This window comes from Oerskovia enterophila, assembly GCF_044748475.1.
Lineage (GTDB): Bacteria > Actinomycetota > Actinomycetes > Actinomycetales > Cellulomonadaceae > Oerskovia > Oerskovia enterophila.
Window position 1 is genome coordinate 326,916 of sequence record NZ_JBIVFZ010000001.1, and the last position, 15,218, is coordinate 342,133.

Annotated in this window: 16 protein-coding genes; all 16 read left to right on the forward strand. The window is 66.6% G+C overall.

The genetic code is table 11. The features are described 5' to 3' along the window. Positions 1 to 49: 49 nt before the first annotated feature. The 16 genes from ACIPWA_RS01365 (at position 50) to rpsQ (ending at position 15,098) form a co-directional block, all read left to right on the forward strand. Positions 50 to 3,919 (forward strand): DNA-directed RNA polymerase subunit beta', encoded by a 3,870-nt coding sequence (locus ACIPWA_RS01365; RefSeq protein ID WP_400287820.1) that lies wholly within the window; start codon positions 50 to 52, stop codon positions 3,917 to 3,919. 380 nt (positions 3,920 to 4,299) lie between these two features. Beyond that, entirely contained in the window at positions 4,300 to 4,674 is a 375-nt protein-coding gene (rpsL, locus tag ACIPWA_RS01370) for a 30S ribosomal protein S12 (RefSeq protein WP_021479869.1), read from the forward strand. Then, on the forward strand, positions 4,674 to 5,144 hold the full coding sequence (rpsG, locus tag ACIPWA_RS01375; protein WP_030151942.1) for a 30S ribosomal protein S7: 471 nt from the start codon (positions 4,674 to 4,676) through the stop codon (positions 5,142 to 5,144). Before rpsL ends, rpsG begins: the two co-directional genes overlap by 1 nt. 108 nt (positions 5,145 to 5,252) lie before the next feature. Further along, positions 5,253 to 7,358 (forward strand): elongation factor G, encoded by a 2,106-nt coding sequence (gene fusA, locus ACIPWA_RS01380; RefSeq protein WP_056653753.1) that lies wholly within the window; start codon positions 5,253 to 5,255, stop codon positions 7,356 to 7,358. Positions 7,359 to 7,476: 118 nt separating this feature from the next. Then, the gene (tuf, locus tag ACIPWA_RS01385) at positions 7,477 to 8,667 is read left to right on the forward strand and encodes an elongation factor Tu (RefSeq protein ID WP_056653755.1); all 1,191 of its coding nucleotides are present in this window, start codon (positions 7,477 to 7,479) and stop codon (positions 8,665 to 8,667) included. Between the two features lie 1,018 nt (positions 8,668 to 9,685). Next, a complete protein-coding gene (rpsJ, locus tag ACIPWA_RS01390) occupies positions 9,686 to 9,994 on the forward strand; it encodes a 30S ribosomal protein S10 (protein ID WP_012867945.1) in 309 nt (102 codons plus the stop codon). Between the two features lie 14 nt (positions 9,995 to 10,008). Next, positions 10,009 to 10,671, forward strand: coding sequence for a 50S ribosomal protein L3 (rplC, locus tag ACIPWA_RS01395; protein WP_056653758.1), 663 nt, complete (start codon positions 10,009 to 10,011; stop codon positions 10,669 to 10,671). Between the two features lie 5 nt (positions 10,672 to 10,676). Beyond that, a complete protein-coding gene (rplD, locus tag ACIPWA_RS01400) occupies positions 10,677 to 11,378 on the forward strand; it encodes a 50S ribosomal protein L4 (protein WP_056653761.1) in 702 nt (233 codons plus the stop codon). Further along, positions 11,375 to 11,677 carry a 50S ribosomal protein L23 gene (gene rplW, locus ACIPWA_RS01405; protein WP_056653763.1) on the forward strand — a complete coding sequence of 101 codons (303 nt, stop codon included), beginning with the start codon at positions 11,375 to 11,377 and terminating at the stop codon, positions 11,675 to 11,677. Before rplD ends, rplW begins: the two co-directional genes overlap by 4 nt. A 33-nt stretch (positions 11,678 to 11,710) precedes the next feature. Continuing rightward, positions 11,711 to 12,547 (forward strand): 50S ribosomal protein L2, encoded by an 837-nt coding sequence (gene rplB / locus ACIPWA_RS01410; RefSeq protein WP_056653766.1) that lies wholly within the window; start codon positions 11,711 to 11,713, stop codon positions 12,545 to 12,547. A 14-nt stretch (positions 12,548 to 12,561) separates the two neighbouring features. Further along, complete coding sequence (rpsS, locus tag ACIPWA_RS01415) at positions 12,562 to 12,843, forward strand: 30S ribosomal protein S19 (RefSeq protein WP_012867940.1); 282 nt, start codon at positions 12,562 to 12,564, stop codon at positions 12,841 to 12,843. A 70-nt stretch (positions 12,844 to 12,913) separates the two neighbouring features. After that, complete coding sequence (gene rplV, locus ACIPWA_RS01420) at positions 12,914 to 13,285, forward strand: 50S ribosomal protein L22 (protein ID WP_030151935.1); 372 nt, start codon at positions 12,914 to 12,916, stop codon at positions 13,283 to 13,285. After that, complete coding sequence (gene rpsC, locus ACIPWA_RS01425; protein WP_030151934.1) at positions 13,285 to 14,127, forward strand: 30S ribosomal protein S3; 843 nt, start codon at positions 13,285 to 13,287, stop codon at positions 14,125 to 14,127. Before rplV ends, rpsC begins: the two co-directional genes overlap by 1 nt. A 2-nt stretch (positions 14,128 to 14,129) precedes the next feature. Then, positions 14,130 to 14,549 carry a 50S ribosomal protein L16 gene (gene rplP / locus ACIPWA_RS01430; RefSeq protein WP_056653770.1) on the forward strand — a complete coding sequence of 140 codons (420 nt, stop codon included), beginning with the start codon at positions 14,130 to 14,132 and terminating at the stop codon, positions 14,547 to 14,549. Next, entirely contained in the window at positions 14,549 to 14,788 is a 240-nt protein-coding gene (rpmC, locus tag ACIPWA_RS01435) for a 50S ribosomal protein L29 (RefSeq protein ID WP_056653772.1), read from the forward strand. The genes rplP and rpmC overlap by 1 nt, the downstream gene beginning before the upstream one ends. A gap of 7 nt (positions 14,789 to 14,795) precedes the next feature. Further along, complete coding sequence (rpsQ, locus tag ACIPWA_RS01440; protein WP_056653775.1) at positions 14,796 to 15,098, forward strand: 30S ribosomal protein S17; 303 nt, start codon at positions 14,796 to 14,798, stop codon at positions 15,096 to 15,098. Positions 15,099 to 15,218: the final 120 nt, after the last annotated feature.

Consider the following 15,218-nt stretch of genomic DNA (forward strand, 5'->3'; position numbering starts at 1 on the left):
GCCGGGACGAACCCCGGACAGGCCGGCAGACGAAGGAAGTAGGACCACCTTGCTCGACGTCAATGTCTTCGACGAGCTGCGTATCGGACTGGCCACGGCAGACGACATCCGTGACTGGTCTCACGGCGAGGTCAAGAAGCCTGAGACCATCAACTACCGCACCCTCAAGCCGGAGAAGGACGGGCTCTTCTGCGAGAAGATCTTCGGTCCCACCCGTGACTGGGAGTGCTACTGCGGCAAGTACAAGCGCGTGCGCTTCAAGGGCATCATCTGCGAGCGCTGCGGCGTCGAGGTGACGCGCTCGAAGGTGCGCCGCGAGCGCATGGGCCACATCGAGCTCGCCGCTCCTGTCACGCACATCTGGTTCTTCAAGGGTGTGCCCTCCCGCCTCGGTTACCTCCTCGACCTCGCGCCGAAGGACCTCGAGAAGGTCATCTACTTCGCCGCGTACATGATCACGTCGGTCGACGTCGAGGGCCGTCAGGAAGACCTCCCCAACCTCCAGAACGAGATCGACCTGGAGAAGAAGGAGATCACGGACCGTCGCGACAACGACATCAACACCCGTGCCCAGAAGCTCGAGGCCGACCTGGCCGCGCTCGAGGCCGAGGGCGCTCGCGCCGACGCCCGCCGCAAGGTCCGCGACTCGGCCGAGCGCGAGATGGCGGCGATCCGCAAGCGTTCCGACGCCGAGCTCGACCGCCTGGACCAGGTCTGGGACCGTTTCAAGAACCTCAAGGTCGCCGACCTCGAGGGCGACGAGATGCTGTACCGCGCCCTCCAGGACCGCTACGGCAACTACTTCGAGGGCTCGATGGGCGCCGCGGCGATCCAGAAGCGTCTCCAGGACTTCGACCTGGCTGCCGAGGCCGACCTCCTGCGCGAGATCATCCGCTCGGGCAAGGGCCAGAAGAAGACCCGTGCGCTCAAGCGCCTCAAGGTCGTCAACGCGTTCCTGACGACCACGAACTCGCCCACGGGCATGGTGCTGGACGCCGTCCCGGTCATCCCGCCGGACCTGCGCCCCATGGTGCAGCTCGACGGTGGCCGCTTCGCGACCTCGGACCTGAACGACCTGTACCGCCGCGTGATCAACCGGAACAACCGCCTCAAGCGTCTTCTCGACCTGGGCGCCCCGGAGATCATCGTCAACAACGAGAAGCGCATGCTGCAGGAAGCTGTGGACTCGCTCTTCGACAACGGCCGTCGTGGTCGCCCGGTCACGGGCCCCGGCAACCGTCCGCTGAAGTCGATCTCCGACATGCTCAAGGGCAAGCAGGGTCGATTCCGTCAGAACCTGCTCGGCAAGCGTGTCGACTACTCGGGCCGTTCGGTCATCGTGGTCGGCCCGCAGCTCAAGCTGCACCAGTGCGGTCTGCCGAAGCAGATGGCCCTCGAGCTCTTCAAGCCCTTCGTGATGAAGCGCCTCGTGGACCTGAACCACGCGCAGAACATCAAGAGCGCCAAGCGCATGGTCGAGCGCGCGCGCCCGGTCGTGTGGGACGTCCTCGAAGAGGTCATCACCGAGCACCCGGTGCTGCTCAACCGTGCACCGACGCTGCACCGTCTCGGTATCCAGGCGTTCGAGCCCCAGCTGGTCGAGGGCAAGGCCATCCACCTGCACCCGCTCGTGTGTGCCGCGTTCAACGCGGACTTCGACGGTGACCAGATGGCCGTGCACCTGCCGCTGTCGGCCGAGGCCCAGGCCGAGGCCCGCATCCTCATGCTCTCGAGCAACAACATCCTGAAGCCGTCGGACGGCCGTCCGGTGACCATGCCCTCGCAGGACATGATCATCGGCCTGTACCACCTGACGAACGACAAGAAGGATGCCAAGGGTGCAGGGCGTGCGTTCAGCTCCGTCGCCGAGGCCATCATGGCCTTCGACGGTGGGACGCTGGACCTGAACGCCGAGGTCAGCATCCGCATGGACGGCCTCGTCTTCGCCGAGGGCGACGCCCCCGAGGCCTTCGTCCCGGGCGAGCCGTTCGTCTTCGCGACGACGCTCGGCCGCGCGCTCTTCAACGAGACGCTCCCCGTCAGCTACGGCTACGTCAACGGGATCGTCGACAAGAAGAAGCTCTCGACGATCGTCAACGAGCTCGCCGAGACCTACCCCAAGGTCGAGGTCGCTGCCTCGCTCGACGCCCTCAAGGAGGCCGGCTTCCGCTGGGCCACCCGTTCGGGTGTCACCATCGCGATCTCCGACGTCGCGACGCCGAGCGAGAAGGCCGCGATCCTGGAGGAGCACGAGGCTCGTGCGCTCAAGGTCCAGCAGGAGTACGAGCGTGGTCTGATCACGGACGACGAGCGCCGTCAGGAGCTCATCGAGATCTGGACCCAGGCCACCGACAAGGTCGCCACCGCGATGCGCGCGAGCTTCCCCGAGCGCAACACCGTCTACACGATGGTCGGCTCGGGTGCTCGTGGTAACTGGATGCAGGTCCGTCAGATCGCCGGTATGCGCGGCCTCGTGGCGAACCCGAAGGGTGAGATCATCCCTCGCCCGATCAAGTCCAACTACCGTGAGGGCCTCTCGGTCCTCGAGTACTTCATCGCGACGCACGGTGCCCGTAAGGGCCTCGCCGACACCGCCCTGCGTACGGCCGACTCGGGTTACCTGACCCGTCGTCTGGTCGACGTGTCGCAGGACGTCATCGTCCGCGAGGAGGACTGCGGCACCGAGCGTGGTCTGACGCTGCCCGTCGGGGAGAAGATCGGCGACCGCCTGGTCCGTCACGACAAGGTCGAGACGAGCATCTACTCCCGCACGCTGGCCTCCGACGTGCAGGACGCCGACGGCAACCTCATCGCCAAGGGTGGTGAGGACGCCGGTGACCTGGTCATCGACGCGCTCCTCGCTGCCGGGATCGACACGGTCAAGGTCCGCTCGGTCCTGACCTGCGAGTCCCGCGTCGGTACGTGCGCCAAGTGCTACGGCCGTTCGCTGGCCACGGGCAAGCTCGTCGACATCGGCGAGGCCGTCGGCATCATCGCGGCCCAGTCGATCGGTGAGCCCGGTACCCAGCTGACGATGCGTACGTTCCACACCGGTGGTGTGGCCTCCGCGGACGACATCACGCAGGGTCTGCCCCGTGTGACCGAGCTCTTCGAGGCACGTACCCCGAAGGGTGAGGGCCCCATCGCGGAGTTCTCGGGTCGGATCACGATCGACGAGGCGGAGCGCACGCGCCGCATCGTCCTGACCCCCGACGACGGCTCGGAAGAGCTCGCCTACCCGGTGACGAAGCGTTCGCGCCTCCTCGTCAGCGACGGCGACCACGTCGAGGTCGGTACCCAGCTGGTCCAGGGTGCGGTCGACCCCAAGAAGGTCCTGCGCATCCTCGGCCCCCGTGCCACCCAGAAGCACCTGGTGGACGAGGTCCAGGAGGTCTACCGCTCCCAGGGCGTGGACATCCACGACAAGCACATCGAGGTCATCGTGCGGCAGATGCTGCGTCGCGTGACCGTGCTGGACTCGGGCGACTCGCAGCTGCTCCCGGGCGAGCTGGCCGAGCGTGGACGTTTCGAGGACCTCAACCGTCGCGCCGTGGCGGAGGGGGGCCAGCCGGCCTCCGGCCGTCCCGAGCTCATGGGGATCACGAAGGCGTCGCTCGCGACCGACTCGTGGCTCTCGGCGGCCTCCTTCCAGGAGACGACGCGCGTCCTCACCGAGGCAGCGATGAGCGGTCGTCGTGACCCGCTCCTCGGCCTCAAGGAGAACGTCATCCTCGGTAAGCTCATCCCGGCCGGTACGGGTCTGCCCCGTTACCGCAACGTCGAGGTCGAGCCCACCGAGCAGGCCAAGACCGAGCTCTACCCGAGCTTCGGCTACGACGAGATCGACTTCCAGGGGCTCGGCATGGGCTCCGGCGAGGCGATCCCGCTCGAGGACCTGGACTTCGGCGACTACCGCTGATCCTGTCCCCGCAGCCCGGCGACGTCTCGTCGTCGGGCCGCGGGGGAGCGAGTAGCACAGGGGGTGGTCGTGGCGCGTTCGACGCGCCGCGACCACCCCCTCTCGCTTTGACTACCTGCCAACTGGCAGGTATCGTGAATGACCGTGCCCGCGCCGTCGGGCTCGCTGTGGTGTTCTCCAGCGAGCCGATGTGAGTGCGCGAGCATTCCGGTCCCTGTGTTCCTCGGATGATCCGTGGTTCGGGGCCCGGACCATCGAGCCGGTGGTACGTGGCGATTGCGACGCTCTGCGTCGCAGGTGCCGTTTGCCGTCGGCGCCCACAGCCCGTAGACCACCGCCGGGGTTCGCCCCGGTCCAGCTCGAGAAGACACGGAGACGTAGTGCCTACGATCCAGCAGCTCGTCCGCAAGGGGCGGACCTCGAAGGTCGGGAAGTCCAAGACTCCCGCCCTCAAGGGTTCCCCGCAGCGGCGTGGTGTGTGCACGCGTGTGTACACCACCACCCCCAAGAAGCCGAACTCCGCACTGCGCAAGGTCGCACGCGTGAAGCTGTCCTCGCAGGTCGAGGTCACCGCGTACATCCCCGGTGTCGGCCACAACCTCCAGGAGCACTCCATCGTGCTCGTCCGCGGCGGCCGTGTGAAGGACCTCCCCGGTGTCCGCTACAAGATCGTCCGTGGCGCACTCGACACCCAGGGCGTCAAGAACCGCAAGCAGGCTCGCAGCCGCTACGGCGCCAAGAAGGAGAAGAGCTAATGCCTCGTAAGGGCCCCGCCCCGAAGCGGCCGCTCATCGTCGACCCTGTCTACGGTTCCCCGGTCGTCACGCAGCTCATCAACAAGGTCCTCCTGGACGGCAAGAAGTCGACCGCCGAGGCGATCGTCTACGGTGCCCTCGAGGGTGTCCGCGCGAAGACCGACGGCGACCCCGTCGTCGTCCTCAAGCGTGCGCTCGAGAACGTGCGCCCGGCCCTCGAGGTCCGCTCTCGCCGTGTCGGTGGCGCGACCTACCAGGTCCCCGTCGAGGTGCGCCCCACGCGTTCCACGACGCTCGCGCTGCGCTGGCTCACGGACTACTCGCGCGCCCGTCGCGAGAAGACCATGACCGAGCGCCTCATGAACGAGATCCTCGACGCGAGCAACGGCCTCGGTGCCGCGGTCAAGCGTCGCGAGGACATGCACAAGATGGCCGAGTCCAACAAGGCCTTCGCGCACTACCGCTGGTAGTCCGACCGACCGGCCCTGGGGGTTCACCCCCGGGGCCGTCGGCGGGTCCAGCCGGCCTCTCGGTCGAAGCATCGCCCCCGACTCAACCCACACAAAGGGGAAGTACCCGTGGCACACGACGTGCTGACCGACCTGAACAAGGTCCGCAACATCGGCATCATGGCCCACATCGATGCCGGTAAGACCACGACCACCGAGCGCATCCTGTTCTACACCGGGGTGAACTACAAGATCGGTGAGACGCACGACGGCGCGTCGACGACCGACTGGATGGAGCAGGAGAAGGAGCGCGGCATCACGATCACGTCTGCCGCCGTGACCTGCTTCTGGAACAAGAACCAGATCAACATCATCGACACCCCGGGCCACGTGGACTTCACGGTCGAGGTCGAGCGCTCCCTGCGCGTGCTCGACGGCGCTGTTGCTGTCTTCGACGGCAAGGAGGGCGTCGAGCCCCAGTCCGAGACCGTCTGGCGCCAGGCCGACAAGTACAACGTCCCGCGCATCTGCTTCGTCAACAAGATGGACAAGCTCGGCGCGGACTTCTACTTCACGGTCGACACCATCGTGAACCGCCTCAAGGCCAAGCCGCTGGTCATCCAGCTGCCGATCGGCTCGGAGAGCGAGTTCACGGGCGTCGTCGACCTGCTCGAGATGCGCGCGCTCGTCTGGCGCGGCGAGACCAAGATGGGCGAGGCCTACGAGATCGAGGAGATCCCCGCGGACCTCCTCGAGAAGGCCAAGACCTACCGTGCCGAGCTCGTCGAGAACGTCGCCGAGGCCGACGAGGAGCTTCTCGAGAAGTACCTCAACGGTGAAGAGCTGACGATCGCGGAGATCAAGTCCGCGATCCGCAAGCTCACCGTCTCGGGCGAGGCCTTCCCCGTCCTGTGCGGCTCCGCGTTCAAGAACAAGGGCGTCCAGCCCATGCTCGACGCGGTCATCGACTACCTCCCCTCGCCCCTCGACGTGCCGGCCATCAACGGTCACGACGTCAAGGACGAGGAGAAGATCGTCGAGCGCCACCCCGACGCCACGGAGCCCTTCGCGGCCCTGGCGTTCAAGGTCGCCTCGCACCCGTTCTTCGGCAAGCTGACGTACGTCCGCGTCTACTCCGGCCAGGTCACGCCGGGCACCCAGGTGCTCAACGCGACCAAGGGCAAGAAGGAGCGTCTGGGCAAGATCTTCCAGATGCACTCCAACAAGGAGAACGCGGTCGAGCTCGGCAGCGCCGGCCACATCTACGCGTTCATCGGCCTCAAGGACACGACGACCGGTGACACCCTGTGTGACATCGCGAACCCCGTGGTCCTCGAGTCGATGACCTTCCCGGAGCCCGTCATCGACGTGGCCATCGAGCCCAAGACGAAGGCCGACCAGGAGAAGCTCTCGGTCGCCATCCAGAAGCTCGCCGAGGAGGACCCGACCTTCCGCGTCAAGCTCGACGAGGAGACCGGCCAGACCGTCATCGGCGGCATGGGCGAGCTCCACCTCGACATCCTCGTCGACCGCATGCGTCGCGAGTTCAACGTCGAGGCGAACGTCGGCAAGCCGCAGGTCGCGTACCGCGAGACCATCCGCCGCGCGGCGGAGAAGATCGACTACACGCACAAGAAGCAGACCGGTGGTTCGGGTCAGTTCGCCAAGGTGCAGGTCACCTTCGAGCCTCTCGACCTGACCGAGGGCGGCGAGCTCTACGAGTTCAAGAACGCCGTCACCGGTGGTCGCATCCCGCGTGAGTACATCCCGTCGGTCGACGCCGGTATCCAGGCTGCCCTCCAGCTGGGTGTCCTCGCCGGCTTCCCGCTCGTGGGCGTGAAGGCTACGCTCATCGACGGCGCGTACCATGATGTCGACTCCTCGGAGATGGCATTCAAGATTGCCGGCTCGATGGTCCTCAAGGAGGGCGTCAAGCGGGCGGACCCGGTTCTGCTGGAGCCGGTCATGGCGGTCGAGGTGCGTACGCCCGAGGAGTACATGGGCGACGTGATCGGTGACCTCAACTCTCGTCGCGGCATGATCCAGTCCATGGAGGACGCGACGGGTGTCAAGGTCATCCGTGCTCAAGTACCGTTGTCCGAGATGTTCGGGTACATCGGCGACCTGCGGTCCAAGACCCAGGGTCGTGCTGTGTACTCGATGTCATTCGACAGCTATGCCGAGGTCCCTCGGAACGTTGCCGAAGAGATCATCAAGAAGACCCGGGGCGAGTGAGTCCCCACAGGTCGAAGACCCTGTAACAACCATCAACCTGTAGCGACCCGCACGCCCCGCAGATGTCTTGTGCATCTGCATCGTTCGGCACAACTACCCAAGTCCCAGGAGGACCCCAGTGGCGAAGGCCAAGTTCGAGCGGACCAAGCCGCACGTCAATGTCGGCACCATCGGTCACGTCGACCACGGTAAGACGACCCTGACGGCAGCGATCTCCAAGGTGCTGCACGACAAGTACCCGGACGTGAACCCCGAGTTCAAGTTCGACGAGATCGACAAGGCTCCGGAAGAGAAGCAGCGCGGTATCACGATCAACATCGCGCACATCGAGTACGAGACGGAGAAGCGTCACTACGCTCACGTCGACGCTCCCGGGCACGCCGACTACATCAAGAACATGATCACCGGTGCCGCTCAGATGGACGGCGCGATCCTCGTGGTCGCGGCGACCGACGGCCCCATGGCCCAGACGCGTGAGCACGTTCTGCTCGCCCGCCAGGTGGGTGTCCCCTACCTGCTGGTCGCGCTGAACAAGTCCGACATGGTCGAGGACGAGGAAATCCTCGAGCTCGTCGAGATGGAGGTGCGTGAGCTCCTCTCGTCGCAGGGCTTCGACGGCGACGAGGCCCCCGTGGTCCGCGTCTCCGGTCTGAAGGCTCTCGAGGGCGACCCCGAGTGGGTCAAGTCCGTCGAGGCGCTCATGGAGGCCGTGGACGAGAACGTCCCCGAGCCCGTCCGTGAGCTCGACAAGCCCTTCCTCATGCCTGTCGAGGACGTCTTCACGATCACCGGTCGTGGCACCGTCGTCACCGGCAAGGTCGAGCGCGGCACCCTCGCGGTCAACTCCGAGGTCGAGATCGTCGGCATCCGCAACCCGCAGAAGACCACGGTCACGGGTATCGAGACGTTCCACAAGCAGATGGACGAGGCTCAGGCCGGCGACAACACCGGTCTGCTGCTCCGCGGCATCAAGCGCGAGGACGTCGAGCGCGGCCAGGTCGTCGTCAAGCCGGGTTCGATCACCCCGCACACCGACTTCGAGGCTCAGGTCTACATCCTGGGCAAGGACGAAGGTGGGCGTCACAACCCGTTCTACTCGAACTACCGTCCGCAGTTCTACTTCCGCACCACGGACGTCACCGGCGTCATCACGCTGCCCGAGGGCACCGAGATGGTCATGCCTGGTGACAACACCGAGATGACGGTCGCGCTGATCCAGCCGATCGCCATGGAGGAGGGCCTCGGCTTCGCCATCCGTGAGGGCGGCCGTACGGTCGGTTCGGGCCGTGTCACGAAGATCATCAAGTGATCTTCTGACCACCTGATCCACCCCGGCAGCTCCTGAGCCTCGCGCTCGGGGAGCCGGGAAAGATTGACCGAAGGGCCCGGGTACCGCAAGGTACCCGGGCCCTTCGTCGTCCCCGGACGCCTGGCCGGCCGTGCCTGACCCTGACGCCGAGGGTGCGCCGCGACGCCGTCGTCCTCGCGTACTGGTGCCGGCGGGCCTGATGTCGGAGGTCGAGCTGCCAGGGACCGCCCGCGGACGTCGAGTCGCCCGACGAGCCGGTGGGCGTCGTCGCTCCGTGCGGTCGCGGGGGAGAGGGCAGAGCGAGGCTCCATCGAGCGACGCACCGCCGGCCTGGGGTCGTGTCCGGTCGTGCGAGGCGCCTCGAGCGGGGGTGTGCGGGGCGGATCGGCAGGTTCCGGCGGTGTGATCTCCCACCGATCTGGAACCTGGTGGAGGCGTCGCCGCGTCGCATCGATGCAGGTGAGGCGCGCGTGGACGGTCCACGGTTCCCGGTGCCGGGCCGATCGCGGGTGTGAGGGCGGTCACTTCGTCCTGCGAGGCCCGTCCGGGCGGTTACCCTAGAAGGACCGACAAGCCCGCACTGCGCGTGAGCGTGTCGGTCGGAGCGTGGGGACAGTCCCTCTGAGGGCAGAGTCACACGCACCATGATTGGTCTTCCACGGCTTCCTGTGGCAGACTGTTCAGGTTGCCTGTTACGGGTGCGCTCTTTCATGTGTCGAACAGTGTGTTGAACCGCTAAGCATGCGGACCTCGGTATTCCGGGGTTGCCGCGGGTTGAACTCTCTGTCGATACGGATCGAGGACCCCGCGGAGCTCAGGTTCTGCACAGGCTCGACAACGTTGTGAACGGCTGTGACGCCGTCGGGCGCCAGAAGTTGGCCCGATGCGTGAGCGGTTCACATATCCAACGGCCCTGCACCGTTCCTCGGTGCGTGCGCTGGGTAGGTCGCGATAGGCGACACGCCCGAGCGCGGGGGTCGGACAGCTAGCGGTTCGAGAGAGAGAGTCAGACGACGCCATGGCGGGACAGAAGATCCGCATCCGGCTCAAGTCCTACGACCACGAGGTGATTGACAGCTCGGCGCGCAAGATCGTCGACACTGTCACCCGCGCTGGTGCAACGGTCGTGGGCCCGGTGCCGCTGCCGACGGAGAAGAACGTCTTCTGCGTCATCCGGTCGCCTCACAAGTACAAGGACAGCCGCGAGCACTTCGAGATGCGCACGCACAAGCGGCTTATCGACATCATCGATCCCACTCCGAAGGCCGTCGACTCGCTCATGCGTCTCGACCTGCCTGCGGACGTGAACATCGAGATCAAGCTCTGAGGCGGGAGGACAACATGACTACCCCCCAGCAGAACGAGCGGCCCGTCACGGCCGTGCTCGGCACGAAGCTCGGCATGACCCAGCTCTGGGACGAGGCCGGTCGCCTGGTTCCCGTCACGGTCGTTGCCGTGGGCACGAACGTCGTGACCCAGGTCCGTACCGACGAGGTCGACGGCTACAGCGCGGTCCAGCTGGCTGCAGGCCAGATCGACCCGCGCAAGGTCACGAAGCCCCTCAAGGGTCACTTCGAGAAGGCCGGCGTCACGCCGCGCCGTCACGTGACCGAGGTCCGCACGACCAACGCCGGTGAGTACACCCTCGGCCAGGAGATCACCGCGGAGGTCTTCACGGCCGGCGCGAAGGTCGACGTCCAGGGCACCACCAAGGGCAAGGGCACGGCCGGTGTCATGAAGCGTCACGGCTTCCACGGCGCGCCTGCCTCCCACGGTGCACACCGTAACCACCGCAAGCCTGGTTCGATCGGTGGGGCCTCGACCCCGGGTCGAGTCTTCAAGGGCGTGCGCATGGCTGGTCGCATGGGTTTCGACCAGCAGACCACGCAGAACCTGACCGTCCACGCGGTCGACGCAGAGAAGGGTCTGCTGCTCGTCAAGGGCGCAGTGCCCGGCCCCAAGGGCGGCGTCGTCCTCGTGCGTAGCGCCGTGAAGGGAGCATGACACTCATGGCAGCTCTCACTGTTGACGTCCTCGACGCCACGGGCAAGAAGGCCGGCACCGCCGAGCTTCCCGCCGAGGTGTTCGACGTCCAGACGAACGTCCCGCTGATCCACCAGGTTGTCGTCGCGCAGCTCGCTGCAGCCCGTCAGGGCACGCACGACACCAAGAGCCGCGGCGAGGTCCGCGGTGGTGGACGCAAGCCGTACAAGCAGAAGGGCACCGGCCGAGCCCGTCAGGGTTCGACCCGTGCGCCTCAGTTCGCCGGCGGTGGGGTCGTTCACGGCCCGACGCCGCGCGACTACAGCCAGCGCACCCCCAAGAAGATGAAGGCTGCTGCCCTGCGCGGCGCCCTCTCCGACCGGGCTCGTGCAGGCCGTGTCCACGTCGTGTCCGGCTTCGGGATCGACGGCCAGCCGTCGACCAAGGCCGCGATCTCCTCGCTCGCCAACCTCTCTCCCCGCAAGCACGTGCTCGTGGTGCTGGAGCGCGGCGACGAGTTGACGAGCAAGTCCCTCCGCAACGCGGAGCAGGTGCACCTCCTGGTCGCTGACCAGCTGAACACCTACGACGTGCTGGTCTCCGACGACGTGGTCTTCACCGAGGGCGCACTCGCTGCGTTCCTCGCCGGACCCGCCACGGGCTCGTCGGTCAAGGCCGTCGCGTCCGAGTCGGAAGCAGCTGACGAGGCCGAGGAGGCCGCGAAGTGACCGCCGTGACGAAGGACCCCCGCGACATCCTGCTCGCGCCGGTGGTCTCCGAGAAGAGCTACGGGCTCCTCGACGAGGGTAAGTACACCTTCCTCGTGGACCCGCGGGCCAACAAGACCGAGATCAAGATCGCTGTCGAGCAGATCTTCTCGGTCAAGGTTGCCTCCGTGAACACGATCAACCGCAAGGGCAAGACCCGGCGGACGCGTTTCGGACTGGGCAAGCGCAAGGACACCAAGCGTGCGATCATCACCCTCCGCGAGGGCACGATCGACATCTTCGGCGGGCCGGTCGGCTGAGGCCGGACGAGAGCAGATTGAGGACAGATCCCCATGGGAATCCGTAAGTACAAGCCGACGACGCCCGGCCGCCGCGGCTCGAGCGTTGCCGACTTCGTCGAGATCACGCGCTCGCAGCCGGAGAAGTCGCTGGTCCGTCCGCTCACCAAGAGCGGTGGCCGCAACAGCACCGGTCGCATCACCACCCGTCACAAGGGTGGTGGCCACAAGCGCGCATACCGAGTCATCGACTTCCGTCGTCACGACAAGGACGGCGTGCCCGCGAAGGTCGCTCACATCGAGTACGACCCCAACCGCACGGCACGCATCGCGCTCCTGCACTACGCGGACGGCGAGAAGCGCTACATCATCGCGCCGAACAAGCTGAAGCAGGGCGACGTCATCGAGAACGGCGCCGGCGCCGACATCAAGCCCGGCAACAACCTGCCGTTGCGCAACATCCCGACCGGTACGGTCATCCACGCCATCGAGCTCAAGCCCGGTGGCGGCGCGAAGATCGCCCGTTCGGCTGGTGCCTCCGTGCAGCTCGTCGCCAAGGACGGACCCTACGCCCAGCTGCGTATGCCGTCCGGTGAGATCCGCAACGTCGACCTGCGCTGCCGCGCGACGGTCGGCGAGGTGGGCAACGCCGAGCAGTCGAACATCAACTGGGGCAAGGCCGGCCGTATGCGTTGGAAGGGCAAGCGCCCCTCCGTCCGTGGTGTCGCCATGAACCCGATCGACCACCCTCACGGTGGTGGTGAAGGCAAGACCTCCGGTGGACGTCACCCGGTCAGCCCCTGGGGCCAGGCCGAAGGTCGTACCCGCCGTCCCAACAAGCCGAGCGACAAGCTGATCGTGCGTCGTCGCCGTACCGGCAAGAAGCGCTGATAGGAGCCTGACAGATGCCACGCAGCCTGAAGAAGGGCCCCTTCGTCGATGGACACCTTCAGAAGAAGGTGGACGTCCAGAACGAGAAGGGGACCAAGAACGTCATCAAGACCTGGTCCCGTCGGTCGGTCATCACGCCCGACTTCCTCGGTCACACTTTTGCCGTGCACGACGGACGCAAGCACACTCCGGTGTTCGTCACCGAGTCGATGGTTGGCCACAAGCTCGGCGAGTTCGCACCCACCCGGACCTTCCGCGGCCACGTGAAGGACGACAAGAAGGGCCGTCGTCGCTGATCTGCGTGCAGACGCAGATCAAGAGACGACGACTCCGAACGTCATGACGAGACAAGAAGGCAGGACAGCAATGGAAGCCAAGGCGCAGGCGCGGTTCGTCCGTGTCACGCCCCAGAAGGCCCGGCGCGTCGTGGACCTCATCCGTGGCAAGCAGGCCACCGAGGCCGTCGCGGTGCTGAAGTTCGCACCGCAGGCCGCGAGTGAGCCCATCCGCAAGGTCGTGGAGAGCGCGATCGCGAACGCACGGGTGAAGGCCGACCGCGCGAGCGTGGCATTCGACGAGCAGGAGCTCGTCGTTGCCCAGGCGTTCGTGGACGAGGGCCCGACCCTCAAGCGGTTCCGGCCTCGCGCTCAGGGGCGCGCGAGCCAGATCCTCAAGCGGACGAGCCACATCACCGTGGTTCTCGTTCCGCGCGAAGACACGAAGGGAAGGGCCCGATAGTGGGACAGAAGGTTCACCCGCACGGGTACCGCCTCGGCATCACCACCGACCACCGGTCGCGTTGGTTCGCCGACAGCACCAAGCCCGGACAGCGGTACCGCGACTACGTCCGTGAGGACGTCCAGATCCGCAAGCTCATGGCCACGGGCCTCGAGCGTGCCGGCATCTCCAAGGTCGAGATCGAGCGCACCCGCGACCGTGTTCGTGTGGACATCCACACCGCACGTCCGGGCATCGTCATCGGCCGCCGTGGCGCAGAGGCAGACCGCATCCGCGGCGAGCTCGAGAAGCTCACGGGCAAGCAGGTCCAGCTCAACATCCTCGAGGTCAAGAACGCTGAGATCGATGCTCAGCTCGTGGCCCAGGGGATCGCGGAGCAGCTCGCGAGCCGCGTGTCCTTCCGTCGTGCGATGCGCAAGGGCATGCAGTCCGCGCAGCGCGCCGGCGCCAAGGGCATCCGTGTCCAGTGCTCGGGTCGTCTCGGCGGCGCCGAGATGAGCCGCTCGGAGTTCTACCGCGAAGGCCGTGTGCCGCTGCACACGCTCCGCGCGAACATCGACTACGGCTTCTTCGAGGCCCGCACCACCTTCGGCCGTATCGGCGTCAAGGTGTGGATCTACAAGGGCGACATGACCGAGAAGGAGTTCGCTGCGCAGCAGGCGACCGCCGCTCCCCGCCAGGGCCGTGGTGGCCCCCGCGGTGGCGACCGTCCTGACCGTGGTGGAGACCGTCGCGGTGCTGGTCGTCGCAACGAGCGTCCGGCGCAGTCCGAGGCACCTGCAGCTGCAGGGGCGGAGGCACCTGTCGCCGAGAAGGCTCCTGAGTCCGGAACGGAGGCCTGAGCATGCTGATCCCGCGCAGGCTGAAGCACCGCAAGCAGCACCACCCCTCGCGCTCCGGCGCCTCGAAGGGTGGCAACCAGATCGCGTTCGGCGAGTTCGGCATCCAGGCTCTCGAGCCTGCATACGTCACGAACCGCCAGATCGAGGCTGCTCGTATCGCGATGACCCGCCACATCAAGCGAGGCGGAAAGGTCTGGATCAACATCTACCCGGACCGTCCGCTGACCAAGAAGCCGGCGGAGACCCGCATGGGTTCTGGTAAGGGTTCGCCCGAGTGGTGGATCTCCAACGTCAAGCCCGGCCGTATCATCTTCGAGCTGGCCGGTGTACCGGAGCCCCTGGCTCGCGAGGCCATGCGCCGCGCGATCCACAAGCTCCCGATGAAGTGCCGTTTCGTGGTGCGCGAGGGTGGTGGCAACTGATGGCTATCGGAACCAAGGAACTGGGTTCGAGCGAGCTGGACACGTTCGATGACGAGAAGCTCGTCGCCGAGCTGAAGAAGGCCAAGGAGGAGCTTTTCAACCTCCGCTTCCAGTCGGCCACCGGTCAGCTGGAGAGCCACGGTCGCCTGAAGGCCGTGCGTCGCGACATCGCGCGGATCTACACGATCCTGCGTGAGCGCGAGCTCGGTATCCGTACCGCACCGAGCGTGAGTGAGTGAGGCTGGAATGAGCGAGAACGCAACGAACGCCGCACCGGTGACCGAGACGGCCGCTGACCAGCGCGCCAACCGCAAGACGCGGCGCGGCTACGTGGTGAGCGACAAGATGGACAAGACCGTCGTGATCGAGGTCGAGGACCGGGTCAAGCACCCGCTCTACGGCAAGGTCATCCGGCGCACGAGCAAGGTCAAGGTCCACGACGAGCAGAATGCTGCCGGCGTCGGTGACCTCGTCCTTATCATGGAGACCCGCCCGCTGTCCGCGACCAAGCGGTGGCGCCTGGTGGAGATCCTCGAGAAGGCCAAGTAGGCCCTGGGCCTACCAGGTCGTGGGGGGGGGGGGGGCCCCCCCCCCCCCCCCGGGGGGGGGCCCCCCCCGGGGGGGGGCCCCCCCCCCCCGGGGGGGGGGCCCCCCCCCCCGGGGCCCCGG

What these genes read in the sequence shown, in the direction of transcription:
- rpsJ (WP_012867945.1), top strand. Translation starts at nt 9,686, where the DNA reads ATGGCGGGACAGAAGATCCGCATCCGGCTCAAGTCCTACGACCACGAG.
- rpmC (WP_056653772.1), top strand. Translation starts at nt 14,549, where the DNA reads ATGGCTATCGGAACCAAGGAACTGGGTTCGAGCGAGCTGGACACGTTC.
- rpsS (WP_012867940.1), top strand. Translation starts at nt 12,562, where the DNA reads ATGCCACGCAGCCTGAAGAAGGGCCCCTTCGTCGATGGACACCTTCAG.
- rplB (WP_056653766.1), top strand. Translation starts at nt 11,711, where the DNA reads ATGGGAATCCGTAAGTACAAGCCGACGACGCCCGGCCGCCGCGGCTCG.
- rplC (WP_056653758.1), top strand. Translation starts at nt 10,009, where the DNA reads ATGACTACCCCCCAGCAGAACGAGCGGCCCGTCACGGCCGTGCTCGGC.
- rpsQ (WP_056653775.1), top strand. Translation starts at nt 14,796, where the DNA reads ATGAGCGAGAACGCAACGAACGCCGCACCGGTGACCGAGACGGCCGCT.
- rplD (WP_056653761.1), top strand. Translation starts at nt 10,677, where the DNA reads ATGGCAGCTCTCACTGTTGACGTCCTCGACGCCACGGGCAAGAAGGCC.
- rplV (WP_030151935.1), top strand. Translation starts at nt 12,914, where the DNA reads ATGGAAGCCAAGGCGCAGGCGCGGTTCGTCCGTGTCACGCCCCAGAAG.
- rplP (WP_056653770.1), top strand. Translation starts at nt 14,130, where the DNA reads ATGCTGATCCCGCGCAGGCTGAAGCACCGCAAGCAGCACCACCCCTCG.
- rpsG (WP_030151942.1), top strand. Translation starts at nt 4,674, where the DNA reads ATGCCTCGTAAGGGCCCCGCCCCGAAGCGGCCGCTCATCGTCGACCCT.